This window comes from Bacillus sp. FSL K6-0069, assembly GCF_038007785.1.
Lineage (GTDB): Bacteria > Bacillota > Bacilli > Bacillales > Bacillaceae_G > Bacillus_A > Bacillus_A mobilis.
The window spans coordinates 2,134,522-2,158,354 of sequence record NZ_JBBOXN010000001.1 but is presented as its reverse complement, the minus strand read 5'-3'; the positions used below and the strand labels follow the sequence as shown (position 1 = coordinate 2,158,354).

The window sequence follows — 23,833 nt, the reverse complement described above, 5'->3', positions numbered from 1 at the left end:
TTCTCCCCTTCAAACCGGCAATTGAATTTCAATTTTCGTACCCTTTTTCAACTCCGTTTTTATTTGAAACGATCCCTTCATTAACTGAATACGTTCCTTCATACTTTTTAAACCGAGCGCTGTCTCTCTTACGTTATCTTGTATAAATCCTATTCCGTTATCCTCTATGTAAAAATATAGCTGGTTATTTTCTATTTTTAAAAGAACATTTACCTTTTCACATGAAGCATGTTTTTTACAATTATGTATTGCTTCTTGACTAATACGCCATAAGACTTCTTCTATTTCATCCCCAATTGAAACCATTCCATCAATTCGAACTTCCACAAAAATCCCTAACAACTTCCCGTAATTTTTAATTGCTTCTGCTAAACCTTTCTCTAACCCTTCCGGTCTTAATTGCCAAATTAAAAGTGTCATTTCTTGTAATGCTTCCTGTGATAATTCTCCAATATAACTTAACATCTCTTGCAAGTCTCTATCTTGCGTCATGTTTAGAGTACCTTTTGCTGTTAGCATAATAGAAAATAACAATTGTTTTACTGAATCATGTAAATCACGAGCTAATCGATTTCTTTCAGCTACCACTACGTATTTACGTTCTTTTTCTACTAACTGAATACGTTGTATTGTCGTACCTATTTGAAATGCAATCGATTCTAATAATGCTAATTCTTCTTCTGAAAAATGTGTTTTTTGAGGCGAAGCCACATTTAATAGACCAAATTTCTCCGATCCAGACCTAAGAGGAATTGTCGCATGATGCGTTACATCTTCTGTCTCTCCCCAATTACATTCAATCGCATCCTCTATTCGCTTACATTCAATAATATTTGTTGCTTTTTCCAATCTGCCATTCACAAAACGCTCTACACACCAACAGTCTCCTTCACACATTGGCTTCTTCTCTTGCCAAGTAAGAGCTGGAGGTAAGTTTTGATCTACAAGCATACGGTGCTTTCCACTTTCATCAATAAAAAAGATCCACCCTGTTTCTAAATTCATAACTTGTAACAATGTATGTAACACTTTTTCTAACATGTCCTGTAAGTCTGTTGCTTCATTTAATAATTCAGCAATTGCTTTTAATGCTTCTAAACGATGCATCTCTTTTTCTTCAAAGTTCATTCTCATCACCAACTACCATTATAACATTAAGAAATTTCTAAATTCTACAAATTAAAAAGAGCCAAATTCCTTCGGCTCTTTCTTTATCTCAATCATTTTATTAATATTTTTCTATCCAATGTTGGATGCAGAATTTTTGTTAACAAACTGTTCTACTTTAACTGTCCGATAAAGTGAAACTTTAATCAGTGGGGTTTTTCTTCATCCCCACTGATTATTAGCCCTCACCAATCGGACTTTTATGGGCAGTTGATCCCCCACCTAAATTCTTTGCTTTCGCTGAATTTTGAGGTGGGGATCTTATTGCCCATTAAAGTGGGATAAAGATTGTCCAGCACGAGCATGCTGTAAGCTTTCAGCAGTAATGACCATATTTGCTGCTGGCATCTGCACTTGATTCTTATGAAACATAGACATTAATTCAAACCTTACTTGTCTAGAAGTTTCAAAATAATCTTCTGGCTTTATTAAACCTGTAATACAAAATTCATATCCAACGTATTTAAGATTCGGATTTAAATCTGTAACACCAACATATTTAAATGGCTCAACAGCTTCATCCTCTACTTTATAAAGACTCGGAGCCAATTTTTCATTACAATTTACACAAACTTCTTCTAACAATTCCTTAACTCTTGTAGGATCTTCCTGATAACTTACCGTAATCCGTTCAATTACGCGCATCCATCCTTTATTAAAATTTTGTATCGTTCTAATCTCTCCATGTGGTATAGTTAGGAGTTTTCCTGACCATTCACGAATTTGCATAAAACGAATACTAATTTCCTCAATCGTTCCTGAATTTGTTCCATTAAAAGTAACAAAATCGCCAACACGAAACTCTTTGTCCGCTAATCGCGCAAAGCCTAATATAACATCTTTTAGCATCTGTTGTGCAGCAAAACCGATAACAACCCCCGCTATCCCTGCACCTGCAATGATACTTTTTATATCTACAAATTGGCTAATTAAATATATGATTAGACTGATGATAATGATATATCTAAAAATAGATCGAATCACACTTTGAATCGTTTGCTCTACCTCTTCATCAAAAAAGCTTGATTTCCTAAAAAACCAATCAATAATACGGTTGATTACAAATGAGATAATAATTAGAACTAAAGCAAATAGTAAAAATCTTAAAAGTAAAAACTCTCTTACATAATTAAAAAATTCTTCAGTATACGTTAATAAACTCATCCATCCACACCCTTAACTAATGAAAATTTCATGAAAAACTAATTTATTGTTATACCTTTTGATTTCCTTATTACTTGTTACACTTTCTTCTATAAATATACCCTTTTTCATCCACTAAAGGGAGATAACAATACAACTTTTTATAAGTGACTTTATTTTGAGACTTCAATACTTCCCTAAACAAAAAGGGGAATATTAACACAACGCCGAATTGTTCATTTGAATACATTTCGACTCGCGGAGGTTTCTTACAATGGGCTATAACGTAAAAAGAGACCTTTTTAAAGGCCTCTTTTTTACTTTACTTCTGCATGTAAGCATGACTTAAAATGTCCAAGTGCAAATTCATGTCCTTGCGCATTAAAAGATGCAACTGCTTTTTCATAAACTACAATTTTAAATCCTTTATTATAAGCGTCTACTGCTGTGTGAAGAACACAAATATCAGTACAAACACCAACAAGATGAACTTCTTCTATTCCTCTTTCTCTTAACTTCATCTCTAAGTCTGTTCCTGCAAATGCACTATATCGTGTTTTATCCATATAATATACATTCTCTGCATTTTTAAATGTTTCGTACACATTTTGTAATTCCCCAAACAAATCTCTTCCCTTTGTACCTGCTATATTATGAGGCGGGAATAACTTTGATTCTGGATGATATACATCATTTTCTTCATGTTTATCAATCGCAAAGACAACGTAATCTCCATTTTCAATATATTGCTTCGTTATATGTACAATTTCCTTCTCAATTTCTTGCCCTGGTTTCCCGCAAGTTAAAGCACCTTTTTCAGCTACAAAATCATATGTATAATCAATATTAATAAGAGCTCGTTTCATAACTACTCTCTCCCCTTCTTCTGTTTCACAGTAAACAATAGAAAATTTGTTATTACGACATCGTATGTACTATTCGACATTTCAAATGAAATACCTACATTTCTCTTTTAAAACTTACCTTAATCCGAGTTTATCATATAATGGATAAATAATGATAAAACAAATAGCTCCTATTAACAAATCATGAATTTGATAATTGAATGTAATTTGAATAGCCCCTTGTATCGAAAACCAAATTACTGACATCATCATACTAATCAAGGCGATACGAATACATCCATTCACACCTCCAAACTCTTTCTCTGCCATAGTAATAACAAGTGAGTTCTTCCTACTTAATCTTATTAGAAAACGAAACAAGTTATTCAGTATTACATCCGCTAGTCCAAACAAAAAAGCACACTACTTTTTGAGTAATGTGCTTTTTATCCTTACTTAAGTCGCAGGTTTTGTTTCAAATGTTGCTTGATTAAAACTAATAACCTTTCCTTTCGGGTCATTGTTTTCATACTGAACTGCAGTAATCGTATGGCTACCTGTCTCAAGCATCTTTTCTTTTAATTGTACTGTTGTCTGTGTTGTACTAGTGACTTGATATTTATCTGCATATACTTGATCTACAAATACAAACGTTTCTTTATCGTTTTGAAAATTAGAAAGCTCTAATTCAACATGTTGAATTAAAGTATCCTTTTTGATGAATACAGCCGGTATATTACCATTCTCAGACGTGCCATCTGGTGTAATAACTTTTACTTTTCCTTCTCCAATTGGCACTGCTCCCTCAGGAAATAAAACTATATTCTCATTACTCGCGTTTACAACCTTTTCTTCCTGCTTTGATTGTGTACCCTCTTTTTCCTGTGGAGTACCGCAACCAGCTAGTAACAATACAGACAATCCAGTGATTATGAATTTTTTCAAAATTCATCCCCCCTGTCATTTCATTATAATTTATTATACAAAAATAACTTTTAAATTTTAAGACTACTTTCAACACTTTCATGAACAAATAGAATATTGCTCACGATTAATGTATCATACTTTCCTTAATAGAACATTAATTTTTTTTATGAAATAAATAGTAATTCCCTCTTATCTATCATTTTAGCCCAACAGATTAATTACATACCTGTCCAAAATAAAAAGACATTGTTCATACAATGTCTTTTTATTTTGAGCTTTAAAAAACAAATGTTGTAATCTCATCTACTTCTTTTCTTGGAAGTTTCTTCGGCTTATCTTTCGGGAAACCGAGTGAAATAACCATATTTATTTGTTTTTCAGACTCAATTTGTAAATATTGTCGTAGTTCATCTTGAGCTAACAATACCGGTCCTGTCATCGGACAAGTACCAAGCCCCTTCGCATGCGCAGCTAACATTAAATTTTGTGCTGCTAAACAGCTACTCTTAATCCCTTCTTCTTCCCAAACTGAATCTGGAACAAAAGCAATTGGATCAAATATCTTTTCGCGAAATTTTGATTCATATGGTGTTGCCAAACACACGATTAATACTGGTGCCTCCGAGAAAGCTGTCGCATATGGTCCGAAAGAACGTGTAAGTAATTTCCCTGCTTTCTCTTCTCCGTTTTCTGCCGCTTTTACCGCAAGTTTATGTAATGCATCCCATGTCATTTGTTCAATTTCTTTAATTTTCTCTCGGTTCATTATGACCAAAAACTCCCAAGTTTGTGAGTTCGTATCACTCGGTGCATAACGAGCACAATCAATAATTTCTTTTATATCACTAGTGGATACTTCTTGTTCTGTGAACTTCCTAACACTTCGTCTACCGTGAATTACTTCTTTAAAATCTTCATAATTCATACATTAAATCCCCTTTTTACAGCGTTTTCAAATCTTGTCCTATGCTTGAATTATATCATGAAAAAAAGCTGGAGGAATACCAGCTTTTTTCTTCAATATTAGTTCGTAACTTTAAACAAACGAATACTTTCTTCATATGCAACTTGGAGTTTCTTTGTAATTGGGCCTCTTCCCCCGGTTCCAAACTGTTCATCACCTATTTGAACGACTGGGAATATTTCAAGTGGTGTCGCTGTGAAGAAGCACTCATCAGCTTCAAATACTTCTTGTAGTGAAAATTCTCGTTCTTCTACTTCAATATGTAACTCTTTCGCTAATGTAATAACGAATTGACGTGTAATGCCGTGGAGAATGAAATTGTCAGCCGGATGTGTAATTAATTTATTCTTTTTCACCATAAAGAAATTTGAATGACACCCTTCCGTTACAATTCCATCTCGTACTAATATCGCTTCTTGATAGCCTTGTTCGTTTATTTTATTTTTAATCATAATATTAGGTAGCAGGTTTAAAGATTTTATATGACAGAACTTCCAGCGTATATCCTCTTCTACAGTAACTTTTATTCCTCGTTCCATTGCAGTAATTGGCCTTGGAAACGAAACTATATTTGCAAAATATGTTGGCTCCATATTTGATTCATACACATGATTACGTGCTTGAGCACCTCTTGATATTTGCAAATATACATTCCCATCTTCTTGAAATTGATTTTTTTCAATCATTTGATGTAACTCTTCCACTAACTCTTCCTTAGTAAACGGCGGAATTAGTTTTATTTCTTCCATAGAATTAAAGAATCGTTCTAAATGTAAATCTAATAAATGTGGCTTCCCATCATATAGTCTGAATACCTCATATATACCATCTCCAAATTGAAAGCCTCTCTCCTCTAATGGAATCATCGGCTGTTCTTCCTTCGTATTTACCATTCTTCCGTTAAACAAAATCCAATCTTTATGAGTAGCTTTCATTTATTCCCACTCCTTTATTCCATGATTGGTTTAATTGTACAACTTATCCGCATTCAAAAGAAGGAATTTTCTGTATTTTATAAATAAAAAAGCACATCACCCATTTAAAGTGATGTACTCGACCGTTCATTTATTTTAGAAAATATTTTTCAATATCATCTAACATAAGATTTGCAGCTACAATACCACCTGCTGTATTCCAAATCACTTCATCTACTTGGAATACTTTATTATCTTTAGAAGCCTGTAACTGCTTAAAGAGTGGATCTTCTGTCCATTCTTTCGCTAACGTGTTTCCTTCATTATTCTTATCCGCATCTTTATCAGATGTGAAATAGAATACATAGTCCCCGTCCATATTTGGAATTTGCTCTTTTGTAATTCCTTTTATCGCAAATTCATCTTTATCTTGTAGTGGTGGTCGTTTAAATCCAATATCATTTAATACAACGCCTGAGAATGAATTTTTTTGATAAATACGAACATCACCTGGTACGAAGCGAAGAATGGAAACTTTAGAGTTAATTTTATCACCTAATTGTTCTTTTATTGCTGCAATACGCTTTTTATAATCATTTAGAGCATTTTGCCCTTCTTTTTCTTTATTTACAGCTTTTGTATATAGCGTAAAGTTTTCTTTCCAATCACCGCGCAATGTTTCAGTATATACTGTTGGTGCGATTTCTTTTAACTGCTCGTATATTTTTTCGTGACGCATTTTATTTCCGATAATTAGATCCGGTTGAAGCTTCATTACCGCCTCTAAATTAATGTCACGCTCAGTTCCTACTACTTTCGTATTTTTTAATTCTTTCGCTAAATGAGGATACCATTCATCACCAGCACGTGGTTTTGTCGTTCCAACTGGCGTTACCCCAACAGTTAAAAGTGCCTCAGCACCCTCATTTGTTAAAACAACAACTCTTTTTGGCGTACCATTTACTGTCGTTTCACCCATTGCATGTTTTATCGTATATGAATCTTTTGCTTTAGCTGATGTACCTTTATTTTTCTTCTCTTCTTCTTTACTGCACCCTGCAATTATGACCATTAGTAACATAACGCCAAGCATAAGAATATTTTTAGTGCGCGTCATAAATCCCCCTATTTGAAAATGATTTTCAATTACATTCACAAGACTAATGTATATATCATACATTGTCAATACATATATCAGAAAACTTTTTCAATATATATAATTTAGACCTTATTTTTATTCAAACTATTACTTATTTGTTATCCATATTTTTTAACCGTAACATATGAAAAAGAAACGGACATAAGAATGTAATTGTAATTCCAGTGAGCACATAACGTAAATAATACATATCAGGTATTACTTTTTTTAGTATGAGCTGTATCATGAACATAGAACTAAAACCTATTACTGTTTTTACTACTTGTATTTTAAAATTATTATTTCTATTCATTTTGATAAAACGATTCTATAATATGATACCAATCGTAGCACCTGTCAAAACTCCAAGCAACTTTAAATTATCTATTTGGTCTGTCATGAAATACATAATGAGTGAAGCAGCCACTACAATTCGTTGTAACAATGTCAACTACCCCCACTGAGATGAAACATTTCAGTGGGGGCTTGAGTTCGAACGCTAGGTCTTTTCGTCTATCTCTAGACAGTTGACGCTCTAGCATTCGTGCCACCTTATGGTAACACCCCAAGTATGTTTTTGGTTGGTACTGGCAACGAACGATTGTTTTCCCACTTGCACCACCCTTTCGAAAAAGAGCAGTTCTTCCTTGTGAAAGAAGCCACCACTCAGATGAATCTGGCGTGTGCTACAAGCCCCGACAAGTCGAGTACACATGGATGGTTGACGCACCCACTAAGCTATGCATGAAGCAACAGCCTTACGTTTTTGCACTTCTAATAGAATCGGCGTTTTCACTTTAAGATTTTCATCCAATTCTATAACTTTTGATTTTTTCAAGGTATTCAATGCACCGTTAATATCCGCATGAATACATCTTCCAGCTTTACTTTGGTACAGACCACGAGTCATTCGTTTGCCACTAAAGTGATAATATGTCTTATCATCCTTAGTCCAAACTGGAACCGGATCTTTATCAAGAAAACTAGCTTTTGAAGTATAGCTTTCTTCTTGTTTGAAAAATCGGATGCCTTCTTTTATACATTTATTCTCAATTGCTGCAATCAGTTTATGAAACGGGATTTGTACAAATGTTTGATTATTCTTTTTTCCCATATCAGATTTTTGTTTCCATCCAGCGTTATACCCTACGACAATCGTATCTATATCGAATTCTTTCGCTTTTTTGAACAACAGGCCTACCGTTTGTGAAATGTAACCATTTATTTGCTTTTCTCGTTTATGCCAAAGTGCAGCCATTTTATTCGTTACAACGCGTTTTGAAATTCCGTTTTCAATATTTTTTTGCTGTAAATTACGTATCTTTTTGTTGAAGTACTGGTTAATGGATTTTAATTTTTTCCCATCAATTAAAAATGTATCACCTGTATTTGTCACGCAACTTACTAATCTATCTACACCTAAATCGCAACTCAAAGCGTTACTCGTAGTCGTGGATTGTTTCTTCATTTGAGAAACGTGCAGTTCATATGTGTAATGCACCTCAAAGAACCGACCTTTTTGCTTCGGTACAATCTCAATGTAAGAGATTTTTTTATTTCTTATGTTTTTTGGCATACGTATTTTAATGGAACCGAATTTTTGCCTAAACACAACACTCATCGGAATCATCCAATACCCGTTCTCATCCACTTTGGGTACTTGATAGATTTCAATAATTCGTTTGTCCGTTGAACGAGAATAATTCGGAAACTTCGGACGCCCTGTGAACTTCTCAGGATTTCCCTTCCACTGTTCCATTGCTTTAAAAAAGCTCTTCACTTCTGTAAATAAGACTCTACGAATCGCTTGAACAGAATTTGATTGAATGCCCCAGTAGTTCATATCAGCTTGCATGGCGGTGTCCACTTCTTTTACAGTAGCCATTTTATTATGGTTCAAATAACTTTGTTTAATCGTGTACAATCCAACATTTCGTAATGCTTTTGAACTATGTGACATGCGTTGCAATAAGCGAAATTCTTTTGCAGTTAGGCAAGCTCGTCCGATATTTTGCTTCTGCGTGAAACGTCGCAGCGTTTCTCTTTTCTTTTGTTTCCGTAATACTTTCACTGCTTTCTTTTTAGCCATTGTTTTCACCACCTTTCTTAAAGAATTAACTTATTCATTCCTTTTGGTGCAAGTAATAAAAGGATTATGATTATCCAATTTCGTTATCTTAAGATATATTCCCTCCTTATTTCCGACATATCGTAAGACAAAAAGAAACAAACATTCCCCCAGGAAAATTGTTATAAGCGAAACAAAAGAGTTCAGCCTTATTGACTGACGGCAAGAAGATAAAAAAACCGCCTTATATAAGGCGGTTTCTATCATTTTGCTTTAACCAATTTAAAATAAATATATACGATTGATAGTGAATATAACGTATGCAAAACAAAAGGAATAAAAGAGCTATTCCAGTGCTACTATACAGCAAACCGAACTTTAAAAAAATATTTATAAGCGGCGGGAAGTTCGTCACGTTTTGTAATGTAATCAGCATACAAAATAAAAGGAAAAACACAGGGGCATATTGTAATTCATACGGCTTTTTCTTCTTATTCATTCTTTTTCGAATGAACATATGGATTAGCTCTGCTACAAGAAAACACCCTCCAATTAATACAAGACCAGAAGTCATCGTCATATATCCACCTGCCTTATATTTATCCCGCATAACTACGCATCGTTATATTTTCTTCACATATATTCCATCTTCTTCATTAAAACCAAAGCTCTCTATGAAAGATTTAGCTTGTTCCGTTAATTCCGTTTGTATTACTTTTATCTCTTTCACATTTCTTTCTTTCATCATCGTTTCAAATGTAAAATACGTATTTGTTCCATAACCGTAACTTTGATAATCAAAGTGAATTATTAACTGAAATAAAACCACACTCTCCTCTTGAACACAATAATCTATTACACCAATATATGTATCATCAACTTTCACACAATACTGTACCTGATTCTCACTTAAACTATGTGAGCGAAACATTTCTTTAACAACGTTTTCATTTTCTACATTTACTTTTTCAAACGTAATCATATGTTGTCCATCCTTTTACTATTATTGTATCAATAATTCGTTCTATTTATGAAAAAAACCTTAAGATCGTATGCGATCTTAAGGTTTTTCTAATTAAACTAAGCTATACGCACGTTTCGTTTCTTCGTGGAACTTATTCGTATCGTATTTATGCTCAACATAAATTTGATGCCATACCATAAACGCAAGTACAGTCCAAATTTTACGGCTATAATCGCCTTTATCTGCACAATGTGCTTCCAGTAAGTTTAATACATACTGTTTGTCGATTAAATGCTCTGTTTTACTCTCGTTTATAATATTGATAGCCCAATCATGCATTTCGTCTTTTAACCAGTGACGAATTGGTACTGGGAATCCAAGTTTTTTACGATCTAATACGTGATCTGGAACGATTCCGCGTGCTGCTTCACGTAAAATAGCTTTCGTAGTTCCGTTAGCAATCTTAAATTCAGTTGGAATTTTAGATGCAACATCGAATACTTCTTTATCTAAGAACGGTACACGAAGTTCTAATGAGTTTGCCATTGTCATTTTATCAGCTTTTAATAAAATGTCACCGCGTAACCATGTGAACATGTCAATGTACTGCATTTTGCTTACATCATCATAATCTTTAATTTCGTTATACAATGGTTTCGTGATATCCATATAGTTAACACTTTCATTGTAATACTTCATTAATTCAACTTTCTCTTCTTCACGGAAGATTTTCGCGTTTCCATAGTAACGCTCTTCAATTGGCGTACATCCGCGCTCTAAGAAGCTCTTTCCTTTAAAGCCTTCTTTAAGAGCACCACTTAATGCTTTTAGAACGCTCTTACCTGGGCTAGGAATGTAAGAGAACATTTTTAGTGAGTTTGGCTCACGATAAATGTTATACCCACCAAATAGCTCGTCTGCACCTTCACCTGAAAGAACAACTGTTACATGCTTACGTGCTTCTTTTGCAACGAAGTACAATGGTACAGCTGCTGGATCTGCTAAAGGATCATCCATATGCCAAATGATTTTTGGGAACTCATCCATAAACTCTTTCGCTGAAATGAATACGTTATGGTTTTTAACGCCTAATTTCTCAGCAGTTTCTTTTGCAACATCAACTTCACTGAAGCCACGTTGTTCAAAACCAATAGAGAATGTTAAAAGATTTGGATTCATTTCTCTTGCGATAGAAGCGATAATAGATGAATCGATACCACCAGATAAGAATGAACCTACTGGTACATCACTGCGCATATGCACTTTTACTGAATCATATAACACATCACGAATTGCTTGGATATGCTCCTCTTTCGTTGCGCTTGAAGCATTGAAATAAGGTTTCCAGTAACGATGGATTTCCATCTCTTTACCAACTTCTTTTACGAAATAATGACCAGGCTCGATTTTATTAACATCAATTGTTAATGTTTCTGGCTCTGGACCATATTGGTACGTAAAGTAATGTTGTAGTGACGTTGGATTAACGCCTTTATCTTCCATCACATGCATAATACTTTTCTTCTCAGATGCGAAGAATGTAGTATCACCTTGTTGTGCAATGTATAAAGGTTTAATACCAAAGTGGTCACGTGCACCGAAAAGTTTCTTCTCTTCACGATCCCAAATCATAAATGCAAACATACCGCGAAGATAGTCTACACATTTTTCTTTCATATGTGCATACAATGCAATGATAACTTCTGTATCAGATTGCGTTGCAAACGTTGCACCTTTTTCAAGTAACATTTCACGTAATTCTACATAGTTGTAAATTTCACCATTAAAAATAATTACATATCGATCATTTTCATAAGTTAGCGGCTGATGTCCTGCCTCTAAGTCAATGATGCTTAAACGGCGGAAGCCAAATTGTACATGTTCATCACGAAAATATCCTTCGTCATCTGGACCGCGGTGGAAAATCATCGTGTTCATATTTTCAAATTGATGTTTTTCTGTTTCTGAAAACTCTCTAGGGTTTTCACATAAACATCCTACAAAACCACACATACTTCTTACCCTCTTTCAGTTTTCATTCTGTCTATATACTACTATATCAACCCTATTTATACTAGCATAATCAATTGAATATGGCGACCAAAAACTATAAAAAAATCACTCCATTTCACATTTTTAACAATTTTTTATGAAAACATGAAAACTAGGCAATCACCTTTCTCCGCTTTTGTCATATGATATTGCAAATTGATTTCTAGGAGGGAATACCATGAGTGAAGAAAAAAAAGACACTTCTCGCCCACCGGTTCGCAATTATTTAAAGCAAATTGATGATTTCTTCGAGCAAACACCACTTCGCAATGTAATCGCTGATTTAAATCATTTTTTCCAAAAAGGAAACCGTTTATTAACATTCCCTGTAGATTTATATGAAGTTGGTGAAGAACTCGTTGTTACAGCTGAACTACCAGGTATACAAAAAGAACAAATTCAAATTGAAATACAAAGTGAATACTTAAAAGTCTCTGTAAAAGAAGAGATACTTGAAGAGACCGAAGAAGAAACATCTCATAACTATTATCGCCGAGAACGTTCCATTTCAGAGGCATCAAGATTGATTAAATTACCGTACTCAATTAATAAAAAAGCAGCGAAAGCTTCGTATCAAAACGGCGTGTTAGAAATTCGAGCGCCAAAGTTACCACAACAACATGACATTTTATCCATAGACTAATGTAAAAAAAGAAGGGTGCTTTGCACCCTTCTTTTTAATCCACTAATCGCTTCATATCACGTATAATGTCTTCGTACGGCGTATTACTAATGCCACTATACTTCTTCATTACTTTTCCGTTTTGATCAATTAGATAAAATGATGTTCCATGTATAACTTGACCATTCTCAGGTTTATCTACAAGTGATTGGAAATTATCTTTTGAAAACTTTGTAATATCTTCTAACGAATAACCCGTTAATAAGTTCCAGTTACTAGTATCCTCTGTAAATTTTTGAATGAAAGCCTTTAGATTCTCCGGCTTATCAAGGTCTGGATCTACACTAAACGAAACAAACTGAACGTCTAATTTCTCTTCTTTTGCCATCTTTTGCAGTTTTGCCATATTAGCAGTCATTGGTGGACAAACTGTTTGGCAATTTGTGAACATAAAGTCAGCAACCCAAACTTTTCCTTTTAAATCTTTTGTACCAAATGACTTTCCATCTTGATTTGTAAATTGGAAAGTTTCTAAATCCCAATTCAGTGGTTTACGAAGCTTTGAACCTGATCCACTACATCCAGCAAGTACAAAGAGACAAAATACAACCATAAGACCAATTACTTTTTGATAACGCTTCATTTATAAACCTCTTTTCTCTATCCTAAATTTAAATAGGTTATGTTTATCATAACAAAAGTTAACACTACGAGAAAATTGTTTACTACATTTGTTCACGAAATCGTACGAATTTACGTATGTTACTTCTTTATTTCAAGCCAATTACTAGACAAAATTTATTTTTTTACTATTATTTCTCTAAATAGAAGCTGCAAAACGAACTTAATTGTTACTTTTGTAAATGTATCCCCCTATTTTTTAACAATACCTTAAACATTCATCCATGTTATACACTGTATTCCTTAACAACATTTCGGTACAATACAATTACAACGATTTTAAATGAGGTGATGTTCATGACAAAACGTTATGAAAATATGGATAATGTAAGCACAAAAAAATCAATTCGTTCCTTCCTACGTTGGCGAAAAGAGCGAAAACAAAATAAAAAGGATTTTTCTTTTTTAGTAGAACAATCACCTGTTAAACAAAGTAAATTCCTACAAAACAACTTTGAAAAGACGACTGTAACTTGGATTGGTCATTCCACATTCCTTATCCAAATGAATGGATTAAATATATTAACAGATCCAGTATGGGCTTCAAAATTAAAATTAGTTCCTAGACTTACGGAACCTGGTCTTTCTATACAAGAACTACCTAAAATTGATATTGTCCTCATTTCGCACGGTCATTATGATCATTTAGATTTTTCAACACTTCGCCAGCTAAATGATGATGTTTTATACCTTGTACCTATTGGGCTGAAAAAATTATTTACTCGCAAAAAATTTACTAACGTAGAAGAGTATAATTGGTGGGGAAATACAACAATTAGTGCTGTTTCCTTTCACTTTGTCCCTGCCCAGCACTGGACGAGAAGATCCTTATTTGATATGAATACATCTCACTGGGGTGGGTGGATTATTAATAATGAAACAACGAAAGAAACCATTTATTTTTGTGGTGACAGTGGCTATTTCCAAGGTTTCAAAGAAATTGGTAAACGCTTTTCAATTGATATTGCTCTTATGCCAATTGGAGCTTATGAACCAGAATGGTTTATGAAAATATCTCACGTTTCACCTGAGGAGGCTGTGCAAGCTTATTTAGACTTAAACGCTACACACTTTATACCAATGCATTACGGAGCTTTTGCACTCGCAGATGAAACACCTCGCGAGGCAGTAACAAGGCTTCGAAATAATTGGAATTTACGTATGTTACCGTGGGAACAACTGCATGTACTCTTTTTAGGCCAAACTTTCACTTATAATAGCGTAACAAATGATAAGCAAACAAATGAAAAAATTGAAACATTACAAGTATAACGTAACTACTTATTTTCAATATCCAACATATACTATAGAAAATCATAAAGTGAAACTTTAATCAGTGGGTGTTTTCTATGAATGAATATTTGCAGACTCGCTATATCATTAGCGGTAGTGCCTGTATAGCCCTTCTTATTTCTTACTTTCTATTCACATAAAAAGCTACTTGAAATAAGTTTCAAGTAGCTTTTTATTACTCTGCTAAATACATAAATCCGATTGCACCCGGACCTGTATGAGTACTAATAATAGGTGTTGTATAGAAAATTTCTGATTGAGTAAATCCACTCACTTTTTCAACCGCTGCTTTTACACTTTCAGCTAATGGAATTGCTTTTGCATGCGGAATTGCAACAGCTTTTATAGACTTTCCTGCTGTATCTTGTTCAAATATTTTTGTTAGTGTCTTTACAATCTGCCCTTGACTACGAACTTTTGTCACTGGATTGTATGCTCCACCTTCAAGGTTAGCAATTGGTTTGATGTTCAGTAAAGAACCGATAAATGCTTTTCCTTTACCAATACGTCCACCTTTCACTAAGTTCTCCAATGTATCTACAACTACATATAAGCGAGTATTTTTTCTCACTTCATCAATTCGCTTTATAATATCTTCTAGTGAGCGCCCTTCATTTGCCATTTTTGCAGCTTCAATTACTTGATATGCTAAAGCATGTGTAATAAATTGAGAATCAACAACTGTTACTTTTGTATCAGTCATCGTTGCAGCACTATTCGCAGTTGCAACAGTACCACTCATTCCACTTGTCATATGAATGGAAAGTACTTCACTTCCATCTTCGCCTAACTTGTCATACATTTCTACAAATGTACCCATTGCTGGTTGTGATGTTTTTGGTAATTCCTCTGATTTAATCATTTCTTCAATAAATTCATCAGGTTGTAGATCAACGCGATCTAAATATGTTTGTCCATTTACAGAGATTGATAATGGTAGAACATGAATGTCATACTTCTCAATTACCTCTTGTGATAAATCCGCCGTTGAATCTGTTACAATTTTAATTTTTTGCATATTATATTCTTCCCTTTCCAATACGCTCTCCTTGTTATTATACTAGTATTCCCATTGCTTTCAACAATTTGGAACGAAATTTAATCAAATTAATTATATTTTTATATCTAAAATGAAAAAGACAGGGCTCCAAACCCTGTCCACACTCTATATCATGCATTTTTTTCGAGAGTATTTGTTTTATATACATTTAAATAATCATTCCACTTCAAACAATTTTGTAAATATTCACGGAAAGAATACGAAAATCTTGGGTGTTTTTGTTTTTGAATTTTTGCAATAAATAATTGAAGACGAGACTGAATTAGAAACGATAATGGATGCTGCGCCTGTAGGACAGGGATCTCGAATATTTTTATACAATCCCCTGTTGAATGAGTGAAATAAAAACTTTTCGTAATCACAATATCAATCCTCTTTTTCATTGGATTTTTGAACTTCCTCTACTTTACGCTGTAACACTTTGTTTAAAGTGGAGACTCCTATGAATACAAAAGTATCCTTGGACAATCCCTGTAGTCCTTATGGTTAGAAGATTTATACCCTATTCATCTCCACCTAATTCATTCCCCATCCTAAATAGCCGATAAGACGAGGATCTCGTTATCCGTAAATTGCTTAATACATTCAGTATAAACATATAAAAGCGCAAAGTTTGTCTAAATTTTGGAGATTCTATAATTTTTTTCTTCTATATATTGTATACGTTTATAGCTATAGTATAACAACTAAATAAAAAAAGTGCCTTTATAACGAGGCACTTTTCGACTGTATGTCTTCTTCTCTTTTCTTTTTTCGCTTACTAACAATCTTTGATAAAGCGATACTAATTTCATAAATACAAATAAGTGGTACCGCAACTAAACTATGAGATAAAAAATCTGGCGGTGATATACACGATGCAATGATAATCAATGCTACGTATGCATACCTTCTTATTTTTATTAGAAATTCCGCCGTCAATAGTCCAATACTCGTTAAAAACATTACGACTACAGGTAATTCAAAAATTACAGCAAATGGAACTGTTAAATTAAGAACAAAATGAAAATACTTTTCTGTCGTAAACATCGTATTAAACATTTCATTACCTATCGTGGTTAGAAAATGAAATAAAAATGGCATTACAATGAAATATCCAAAGCATAAACCTGCAATAAATAATATAGACAATACCGGTATATACATTACTGTCATTTTTTGTTCATTTGGATGTAAACCCGGTTTTACAAATAACCAAATTTGTATAGCAGCAAAAGGAATTGTACAAACGATAGCAAATACTGTAGCAATCGAGAAAAAAATCCACAATACATCACTTGGACCGAGAACAGTTAATTTCATTGGTAAATCTTTTACAAGCCAAAAATAAATATCCTTCGTAAAAGTAAATCCAACAATTAAAAATAGCACAAAGGATAGCACTGTATATATTACTCGTTTGCGAAGCTCAACTATATGTTCTACTACACTCATTTCCCGATCTTCCATCTCGTTCACCACACTTTATTTATCCATTACAAGGAAAATTCATTACATTTTTTCTTTCTTTTCCTTCTCTTGAAATGCATCATCAGTCAATTCTTTCGTTGATTTTTTAAATTCTTTTAACGTTTCCCCTAAAGCCTTTCCGATTTCCGGCAATTTTTTCGGCCCAAATAAAATGAGTACAGCTACTAAAATTAAAATTAATCCTGGAAAGCCAATATTTGAAAACATTTCTCCATCCCCTTTATTAGTAGATTCCTTGTCCTACTATTGCATAATTTTATTTTGTCAAAAAAGTTTGAAAACGTCAACAAAACCATTGCCTTTTGTCAAAAAAATTCAAAAATATAATCAATTATACAAATTTCATTTTCTATTGCTCTTGTGTATGATATGGTAAGGGAAACGACATATTATTTTATGATAGTAGAAAGGATTTGCATTATGACTGAAAAAATGACACGAATGACACAATTTGTGAAAGAAGAAATTGCAAATGCAATTACACATGGTATCGGTGCCATTTTAAGCATCCCTGCCTTAATCATATTGATTATACATGCCTCTAAGCATGGTACTGCATCTGCTGTAGTTGCATTTACGGTTTATGGTGTAAGTATGTTCTTACTGTATTTGTTTTCGACATTGTTACATAGCATCCACCATCCAAAAGTAGAAAAATTATTTACTATACTAGATCACTCAGCCATTTATTTATTAATTGCTGGCACATATACTCCTTTTTTACTGATTACTCTTCGTGGACCATTAGGCTGGACGTTACTCGCTATAATATGGACACTAGCAATCGGAGGTATCGTCTTTAAAATTTTCTTTGTACGCCGCTTTATTAAAGCATCAACATTATGTTATATCATCATGGGGTGGCTCATAATCGTTGCAATTAAACCACTGTATGAAAATCTAACTGGACATGGTTTTTCACTACTTTTAGCGGGCGGAATTTTATATTCTGTAGGGGCTATATTCTTCCTTTGGGAAAAGTTACCTTTCAATCATGCCATCTGGCATCTTTTCGTTTTAGGTGGTAGTGCGATGATGTTCTTCTGCGTACTCTTTTATGTTTTACCTACAGCATAAAAAAAGGTTTCAGCTTATATCAAGCTGAAACCTTTTTTATTAATTATGTAATTGTGATGCGATAACATCTTGTGTATGCTTCGTTAACTCTTTAATATCCATATTCGCATACTCTTCAGGTGTAATCGGCTTAGAAATTGTTACTGTTGCATGAGCTGGTTTCATACGATTTCCATTCGCTTCAAACATTTTATATGTCCCATCTAATGTTACAGGTAAGATTGCTACACCAGATTTTACTGCAAGGTGAAAACTCCCAGCCTTAAACTCTCCAATTTCGCCACCCTTACTTCTCGTTCCTTCTGGGAAGATTACGATCGAATGTCCATTCTTTAATAGTTCAATTCCATCTTTAATCGCTTGAAGAGATTGACGACGATCATTACGATTCATAAATACACAATTCATAAGTTCCATCCAAGTTGGTACAACTGGGAACTTCTTAATCTCTGCTTTTGAAACGAATCCAATTGGTTTATTTAAGTAACCTAATAATACAGGAATATCCATATTACTTTGATGATTACTTACAACTAGTACCGGCTTATCTTTTGGAACATTTTCAAGTCCCTTTACTTCAACTGTAGATCCAGCTACACGTACCATTTTCTTACCAAACCAATTTGTCGTTTTGTACACAACATTATCTTTTTCTTGTGGCGACATCGTATTTACTTGTCTTTTGAGACGCCACATTCTCGGTGTAATCGCAATTACGATTAAAATTAAATAAAAGATTTTAAAAAACGTTTGAATCATACAGAACCCCCACCTATTATCATTCCGACCTTCATTATACTAGACAAACGAAGGAAAAAGAAGAAAAAATGTCCAAACACCTGTTGTTTGGACATTTTTAAACATTCTATATTAGAAACGTTTTGCTAATTCACGAGCATTAGCAATTGCTGCTTCTTTAATTTCTTGTGCTTTTTCAGGGTTTGCATTCATACCTTCAACTGCAATATATTCAGTATCATTTACACCAACGAATCCTAATACTGTTTTTAAGTGATTGCGACCGAAGTCTACAGATGCGTATGCTCCTTCAGAATAAACGCCACCTGTTGCTTGAATGTGAAGTGCTTTTTTGCCTTCTAATAAGCCAACTGGACCATTTTCAGTATACTTGAATGTTTTACCTGCAATTGCTACGTTATCTAAGTATGCTTTTACTACTGGTGGATAGCTAAAGTTCCACATTGGAGTTACGAATACATAACGATCCGCATGCATAAATGTTTCTAAGTTTGTGTTCATTGCTGCAACTTTTTGTTGTTGAACTTCAGTTAAAGTTTCAAAGCCTTCACCTGCTGCAAATTTACCCCAAGCAGCGAATACATCTGCATCGATTGCTGGTACTGTAGTGTTGAATAGATCAACTGTTACAACTTCGTCTTGTGGATGTTCGTTTTTATAAGCTTCGATGAAAGCTTCCCCTACTGCCATTCCATAAGAACCTTCTGCTGAATTTGGATTTGCTGTAATAAATAGTACTTTTGTCATTGTATTCTCTCCCTTTTAAACATTTTATCTTTAATTTGAGATTTATAATTCGAAAGTAAATAACTTACCTTATGTAAGTATAATACAAAAAGTTATATGAGATGTCAATAAAAAATAGCTACTTTTTTTTCGTAAGTTAATGATTTATTTTGTTTCTGTAAAATTCGGTATACAGATATCATGATTTTCCCATACAAAAAGGCTACCTCTACAAATGATAGAGATAGCCTTTTATTACATATTATTTTTGAAAAACATTTTTCACTTTTTCAGCTGGAATGTTACTTCCGCCTCTACCTTTTACATCTTCAATCATCATTGTAATGACCATATCTGGTGAATTCAAATCAAATGCAGCGAACCAGCCTAGCTCTTTTCCTTCGGCCTCTTTTGATACTTTTAATTCCGCTGTACCTGTTTTTCCAGCAAGCGTCTTACCATCAATTTTAGCAATTTTCCCAGTACCATCTGGATCATTAATTACTTTCGTCATAGCAGTTTTTAAAATATCCTGGTTTCCTTTTGAAATGACATTCTCTTTCCAAACTTTTGGTTGCTTATCTGTTTTAATAATATATGGAGAAGGTATGTTTCCATCATTAACAATTGGTGCGTACGTTAATGCTAGATGGAGTGGCGTCATTAACACTTGCCCTTGTCCATAACCTGTGTCTGCCATTTGAATATCGTTTTTAATACCATCATTTGCAATTTTAGAAGCTGGGAATCCATATTCAATTGGGAGTTTCTCATCGAATCCGAATTTTTTCGCTTCACTCATAAATTTATCTTTTCCGATTTTCAAAGCTTCTTGTGCGAAATAAATATTATCCGAGTATTTCATCGCTTTATCAAAATCAATCGGATTCGCATCTTTTACACGCGTTACATAATAATTACCCCAAGAAGAATCTTTTGTCCATTTCAATCCTTCTATTTTCAACTCTTCTTTTGGATCAATTGTTTTCGTTTCAAGACCGATTGCAGCTGTAATAGGCTTAAATACAGATCCTGGAACTGATAATTGTGTAAATCGATTCGTCATCGGTTTTTTCGGATCATTATTTACCGCGTCACGTTGCGCTTTTGAAGCACCTCTTGTAAGGGTATTTGGGTTATAAGCTGGCGTGCTCACAAGTGCAAGTGTTTCTCCAGTCTTTGGATTAATGGCTGCACTTGACCCTACTTCATTTTTCATTTCATTATAAATTTCGCTTTGAACTGCACTGTCAATCGTTAAAGTTACATTTTCTCCATCAACAGCATCTGTTTTTGCTAAATTTTTAATTTCTTTTCCTTGTGCATCTTCTATAAAGACACGGCCGCCTTTTTTACCACGTAGCTGTTCTTCCAGTACTTGCTCTAAACCAGCTTTACCTACTGGATCATCTGCTTGATAGCCTTTCTTTTGTAGCGTTTTTAAATCTTCAGCATTCACTTTTCCAATATAGCCAGTAAGATGTGCTGCTTCTTCTCCTAATGGATATGAGCGAACATTTACTGGCTTTGTTGCAACACCAGGTAAATCTATGTACGTATTTTGGGTTGCTCCTTCAGGCAATATTCCCATTGGTACAAGGTAATTTGGTTTTACCCATTTCGCTGCTAGTTTTTGATCAATTTCTTCGACAGACATATTTAGCAACTTTGCTACCGTTTCTTTCGTTTGCGGAGCTGCATCACCTAACTGTTCAGGAATCAATCCGATTTCAGAAGCTTTACCATTTACTGCAAGATATTTACCATTACGGTCATATATTTCTCCGCGCTTCGGCTGCGTCGTTTGCATACGCACTTTACTATCTTTCGTCATACCTGGGAATATAAAATCAGGAGTCCAATCTACTTTCCAAGATTCTTTATCTCCATCTTTTTCTTTCACCATTTTTGCTTCATGACCAAAAGTGATTTTTCCACCTACTGTATCCATACTTACTTTAAAAGGAACAGGACCTTCATCTTTTTTATCTTCTTTTACTTCCCCTGTTTCTACTTTTAAATCTTTCACTTCAATGCCAGAATAAATTTTTTCATATTTCTCAGTGAATTCTTTCTTTGAAATATCTTTTTTTGCCTTTTCTGATAATTGGTCATACATTTCTGCAAATTTTTGTTTATTCCATGCTTTTGCATATGTATCAAATGCTTGTTGTGGTTTTTCTTCTTTACCACATCCAACTAACATGAATGTTAAGCAAAGAAAAAGAATCCCCCATATCTTTCTCAATTGATTCTCCTCCTCTTTCTATACAAATACTTTAGAAAATATTAGCATTTTTACATGCTACCATTCATTATAGCACTATCGAATCTCATCTATAAACCAATATTGATGGATATAAATAAAAAGATTGATGCGAATATTCACATCAACCTCTATTATTATTGTTGCTTTTCATATACATGATAATAGTACGTATACGGATTTTTTTCATCCGTTAAACCTTTTTCAACAAAAATTTCTTTCCAATTTGCCATATCGATTTCTGGGAAGAATGTATCTCCTTCAAATGCATGATGGATTTTTGTTATATATAACTTGTCTACGTAAGGTAAAAAGAGATCATAAATTTGCGCTCCGCCAAAAATAAAAATCTCTTCTTCATTTTTGCATAGCTCAAACACTTCTTCTACAGAATGTGCTACTTCACAGCCTTCAACATGATACCCTTCATTACGAGTTACAATAATATTCCGTCTTCCAGGCAGTGGTCTACCAATCGCTTCATAGTTTTTTCTCCCCATAATAAGCGAATGACCCATCGTTGTTTTCTTTACATATTGTAATTCACTTGGTAAACGCCAAGGTAAATTATTATCTTTACCAATTACTCTATTCTCGTCCATTGCGACCATAAATGAAACTATCATCTTTTCATCTCCTCTACAATTACACTGCAACCGGTGCTTTAATTGCTGGGTGTGGATCATATCCTTCAATCGTTAAATCTTCCATTTCAAAATCAAATACAGATTTCACATCTGGATTTAATGTAAGTTTCGGGAATGGACGTGGTTCACGTGCCAATTGCTTTTCTACTTGCTCAAAATGATTCGTATAAATGTGAGCATCTCCAATTGTATGAACAAATTCTCCTACTTCAAGTCCGCATTCATGTGCAATTAAATATGTTAGTAGTGAGTAACTTGCAATATTAAATGGAATTCCAAGGAATATATCCCCACTTCTTTGATATAGCTGACAAGAAAGTTTACCGTCTGCTACATAAAACTGGAATAACGTATGACAAGGTGGTAATGCCATACTTGGTACATCTTCTGGATTCCAAGCAGATACAATTAGGCGACGTGAGTCTGGTGTTTTTTTAATCATTTCAATTACATCTTTTAATTGATCAAGTGTCTCACCAGCTGTCGTTTTCCAGGCACGCCACTGCTTACCGTATACGTCTCCTAAATAACCATATTTATTTGAGAAATCATCATCTTCTAAAACATTCTTTTTAAACACTGCCATTTGCTCATCGTACTGTACTTTAAATTCCTCATCTTGTTGTGAGCGAAGACCGAAATCAGTCATATCAGGACCAGTATATTCGTCACTTTCTACCCAGCTCTTAAATGCCCATTCATTCCAAATGTTATTATTATGCTGCAATAAATAGCGAATATTTGTATCACCTTTCATAAACCAAAGCAGTTCACTTGCTACAAGGCGAAACGGTACTCTCTTTGTCGTTAATAAAGGAAAACTTTTACTTAGATCAAAACGCATTTGATATCCAAATACAGATACAGTGCCTGTCCCTGTACGATCTTCTTTCTTCGTACCATGCTCCATTACATGGCGGCATAAATTTAAGTATTCATATTCAGCATGTTCCATATGTAGAAAAACCTTCTTTCAATCGTATATGAAATTTATCATAACATGAAAAACAGTGAATTTAATAATCCAAATCAATAAAAAATATTTCTATA

The 23,833-nt window shown here is 34.0% G+C and carries 25 protein-coding genes and 1 pseudogene; 3 read left to right on the top strand and 23 right to left on the bottom strand.

From position 1 onward, the window contains the following. Positions 1-9: 9 nt before the first annotated feature. From MHB74_RS11070 to asnB, 13 genes and pseudogenes are all read right to left on the bottom strand, one after another. Positions 10-1,107, bottom strand: a complete 1,098-nt coding sequence (locus tag MHB74_RS11070) for a sensor histidine kinase (protein ID WP_179885539.1) — start codon at positions 1,105-1,107, stop codon at positions 10-12. Between the two features lie 321 nt (positions 1,108-1,428). Continuing rightward, positions 1,429-2,331, bottom strand: coding sequence for a mechanosensitive ion channel family protein (locus MHB74_RS11065; RefSeq protein ID WP_061678454.1), 903 nt, complete (start codon positions 2,329-2,331; stop codon positions 1,429-1,431). Between the two features lie 296 nt (positions 2,332-2,627). After that, the gene (locus tag MHB74_RS11060) at positions 2,628-3,176 is read right to left on the bottom strand and encodes a cysteine hydrolase family protein (protein ID WP_061678455.1); all 549 of its coding nucleotides are present in this window, start codon (positions 3,174-3,176) and stop codon (positions 2,628-2,630) included. Between the two features lie 114 nt (positions 3,177-3,290). Next, entirely contained in the window at positions 3,291-3,545 is a 255-nt protein-coding gene (locus tag MHB74_RS11055) for a hypothetical protein (RefSeq protein ID WP_270401656.1), read from the bottom strand. Between the two features lie 66 nt (positions 3,546-3,611). Next, the gene (locus MHB74_RS11050) at positions 3,612-4,100 is read right to left on the bottom strand and encodes a hypothetical protein (protein ID WP_061678457.1); all 489 of its coding nucleotides are present in this window, start codon (positions 4,098-4,100) and stop codon (positions 3,612-3,614) included. A 259-nt stretch (positions 4,101-4,359) separates the two neighbouring features. Further along, positions 4,360-5,007 (bottom strand): nitroreductase family protein, encoded by a 648-nt coding sequence (locus tag MHB74_RS11045; RefSeq protein WP_061678458.1) that lies wholly within the window; start codon positions 5,005-5,007, stop codon positions 4,360-4,362. Between the two features lie 98 nt (positions 5,008-5,105). Further along, on the bottom strand, positions 5,106-5,981 hold the full coding sequence (gene dat / locus MHB74_RS11040) for a D-amino-acid transaminase (protein WP_061678459.1): 876 nt from the start codon (positions 5,979-5,981) through the stop codon (positions 5,106-5,108). A 130-nt stretch (positions 5,982-6,111) separates the two neighbouring features. Then, complete coding sequence (locus MHB74_RS11035) at positions 6,112-7,077, bottom strand: ABC transporter substrate-binding protein (RefSeq protein WP_061678460.1); 966 nt, start codon at positions 7,075-7,077, stop codon at positions 6,112-6,114. Between the two features lie 133 nt (positions 7,078-7,210). Continuing rightward, a pseudogene (locus MHB74_RS11030) lies at positions 7,211-7,543 on the bottom strand (phosphatase PAP2 family protein); the annotation flags it as partial. Between the two features lie 288 nt (positions 7,544-7,831). After that, positions 7,832-9,187, bottom strand: coding sequence for a transposase (locus MHB74_RS11025; RefSeq protein ID WP_340844049.1), 1,356 nt, complete (start codon positions 9,185-9,187; stop codon positions 7,832-7,834). 223 nt (positions 9,188-9,410) lie between these two features. Further along, a complete protein-coding gene (locus MHB74_RS11020) occupies positions 9,411-9,740 on the bottom strand; it encodes a hypothetical protein (protein WP_061679541.1) in 330 nt (109 codons plus the stop codon). 48 nt (positions 9,741-9,788) lie between these two features. Further along, entirely contained in the window at positions 9,789-10,148 is a 360-nt protein-coding gene (locus MHB74_RS11015) for a GNAT family N-acetyltransferase (protein ID WP_061679540.1), read from the bottom strand. Positions 10,149-10,241: 93 nt separating this feature from the next. Beyond that, complete coding sequence (gene asnB / locus MHB74_RS11010; protein ID WP_000333823.1) at positions 10,242-12,143, bottom strand: asparagine synthase (glutamine-hydrolyzing); 1,902 nt, start codon at positions 12,141-12,143, stop codon at positions 10,242-10,244. Positions 12,144-12,360: 217 nt separating this feature from the next. Between asnB and MHB74_RS11005 the strand changes: the two genes are divergently transcribed. Then, a complete protein-coding gene (locus MHB74_RS11005; protein ID WP_061679539.1) occupies positions 12,361-12,825 on the top strand; it encodes an Hsp20/alpha crystallin family protein in 465 nt (154 codons plus the stop codon). Between the two features lie 34 nt (positions 12,826-12,859). Here the strand turns inward: MHB74_RS11005 and MHB74_RS11000 are convergent, their stop codons facing one another. Then, positions 12,860-13,447 carry an SCO family protein gene (locus MHB74_RS11000; protein WP_061679538.1) on the bottom strand — a complete coding sequence of 196 codons (588 nt, stop codon included), beginning with the start codon at positions 13,445-13,447 and terminating at the stop codon, positions 12,860-12,862. Between the two features lie 335 nt (positions 13,448-13,782). On the opposite strand from MHB74_RS11000, the gene MHB74_RS10995 reads away from it, so the two are divergent. After that, the gene (locus MHB74_RS10995) at positions 13,783-14,757 is read left to right on the top strand and encodes an MBL fold metallo-hydrolase (protein ID WP_061679537.1); all 975 of its coding nucleotides are present in this window, start codon (positions 13,783-13,785) and stop codon (positions 14,755-14,757) included. Between the two features lie 196 nt (positions 14,758-14,953). Here MHB74_RS10995 and MHB74_RS10990 read toward each other — a convergent pair whose 3' ends face one another. The 4 genes from MHB74_RS10990 to MHB74_RS10975 all read right to left on the bottom strand — a co-directional run bounded on the left by MHB74_RS10990 (position 14,954) and on the right by MHB74_RS10975 (position 17,515). Continuing rightward, on the bottom strand, positions 14,954-15,796 hold the full coding sequence (locus MHB74_RS10990; RefSeq protein WP_061679544.1) for a DegV family protein: 843 nt from the start codon (positions 15,794-15,796) through the stop codon (positions 14,954-14,956). Between the two features lie 152 nt (positions 15,797-15,948). Then, positions 15,949-16,200: a DUF2535 family protein gene (locus MHB74_RS10985; RefSeq protein ID WP_000629012.1), complete on the bottom strand. Its 252-nt coding sequence runs from the start codon at positions 16,198-16,200 to the stop codon at positions 15,949-15,951. Between the two features lie 343 nt (positions 16,201-16,543). Then, positions 16,544-17,287: a twin-arginine translocase subunit TatC gene (gene tatC / locus MHB74_RS10980; protein WP_061679536.1), complete on the bottom strand. Its 744-nt coding sequence runs from the start codon at positions 17,285-17,287 to the stop codon at positions 16,544-16,546. A 42-nt stretch (positions 17,288-17,329) separates the two neighbouring features. Continuing rightward, positions 17,330-17,515, bottom strand: a complete 186-nt coding sequence (locus MHB74_RS10975) for a twin-arginine translocase TatA/TatE family subunit (RefSeq protein ID WP_000492443.1) — start codon at positions 17,513-17,515, stop codon at positions 17,330-17,332. 213 nt (positions 17,516-17,728) lie between these two features. Between MHB74_RS10975 and trhA the strand changes: the two genes are divergently transcribed. Next, the gene (gene trhA, locus MHB74_RS10970; protein WP_061679535.1) at positions 17,729-18,385 is read left to right on the top strand and encodes a PAQR family membrane homeostasis protein TrhA; all 657 of its coding nucleotides are present in this window, start codon (positions 17,729-17,731) and stop codon (positions 18,383-18,385) included. 39 nt (positions 18,386-18,424) lie between these two features. On the opposite strand, the gene MHB74_RS10965 is transcribed toward trhA, so the two are convergent. From MHB74_RS10965 to MHB74_RS10945, 5 genes are all read right to left on the bottom strand, one after another. After that, on the bottom strand, positions 18,425-19,144 hold the full coding sequence (locus tag MHB74_RS10965) for a lysophospholipid acyltransferase family protein (protein ID WP_061679534.1): 720 nt from the start codon (positions 19,142-19,144) through the stop codon (positions 18,425-18,427). A 111-nt stretch (positions 19,145-19,255) separates the two neighbouring features. After that, positions 19,256-19,891 (bottom strand): FMN-dependent NADH-azoreductase, encoded by a 636-nt coding sequence (locus tag MHB74_RS10960; RefSeq protein WP_061679533.1) that lies wholly within the window; start codon positions 19,889-19,891, stop codon positions 19,256-19,258. A gap of 241 nt (positions 19,892-20,132) precedes the next feature. Further along, on the bottom strand, positions 20,133-22,118 hold the full coding sequence (pbpC, locus tag MHB74_RS10955; RefSeq protein WP_061679532.1) for a penicillin-binding protein 3: 1,986 nt from the start codon (positions 22,116-22,118) through the stop codon (positions 20,133-20,135). Between the two features lie 155 nt (positions 22,119-22,273). After that, entirely contained in the window at positions 22,274-22,762 is a 489-nt protein-coding gene (locus tag MHB74_RS10950; protein WP_061679531.1) for a dihydrofolate reductase, read from the bottom strand. A 19-nt stretch (positions 22,763-22,781) separates the two neighbouring features. After that, positions 22,782-23,738, bottom strand: a complete 957-nt coding sequence (locus MHB74_RS10945) for a thymidylate synthase (protein ID WP_061679530.1) — start codon at positions 23,736-23,738, stop codon at positions 22,782-22,784. Positions 23,739-23,833: the final 95 nt, after the last annotated feature.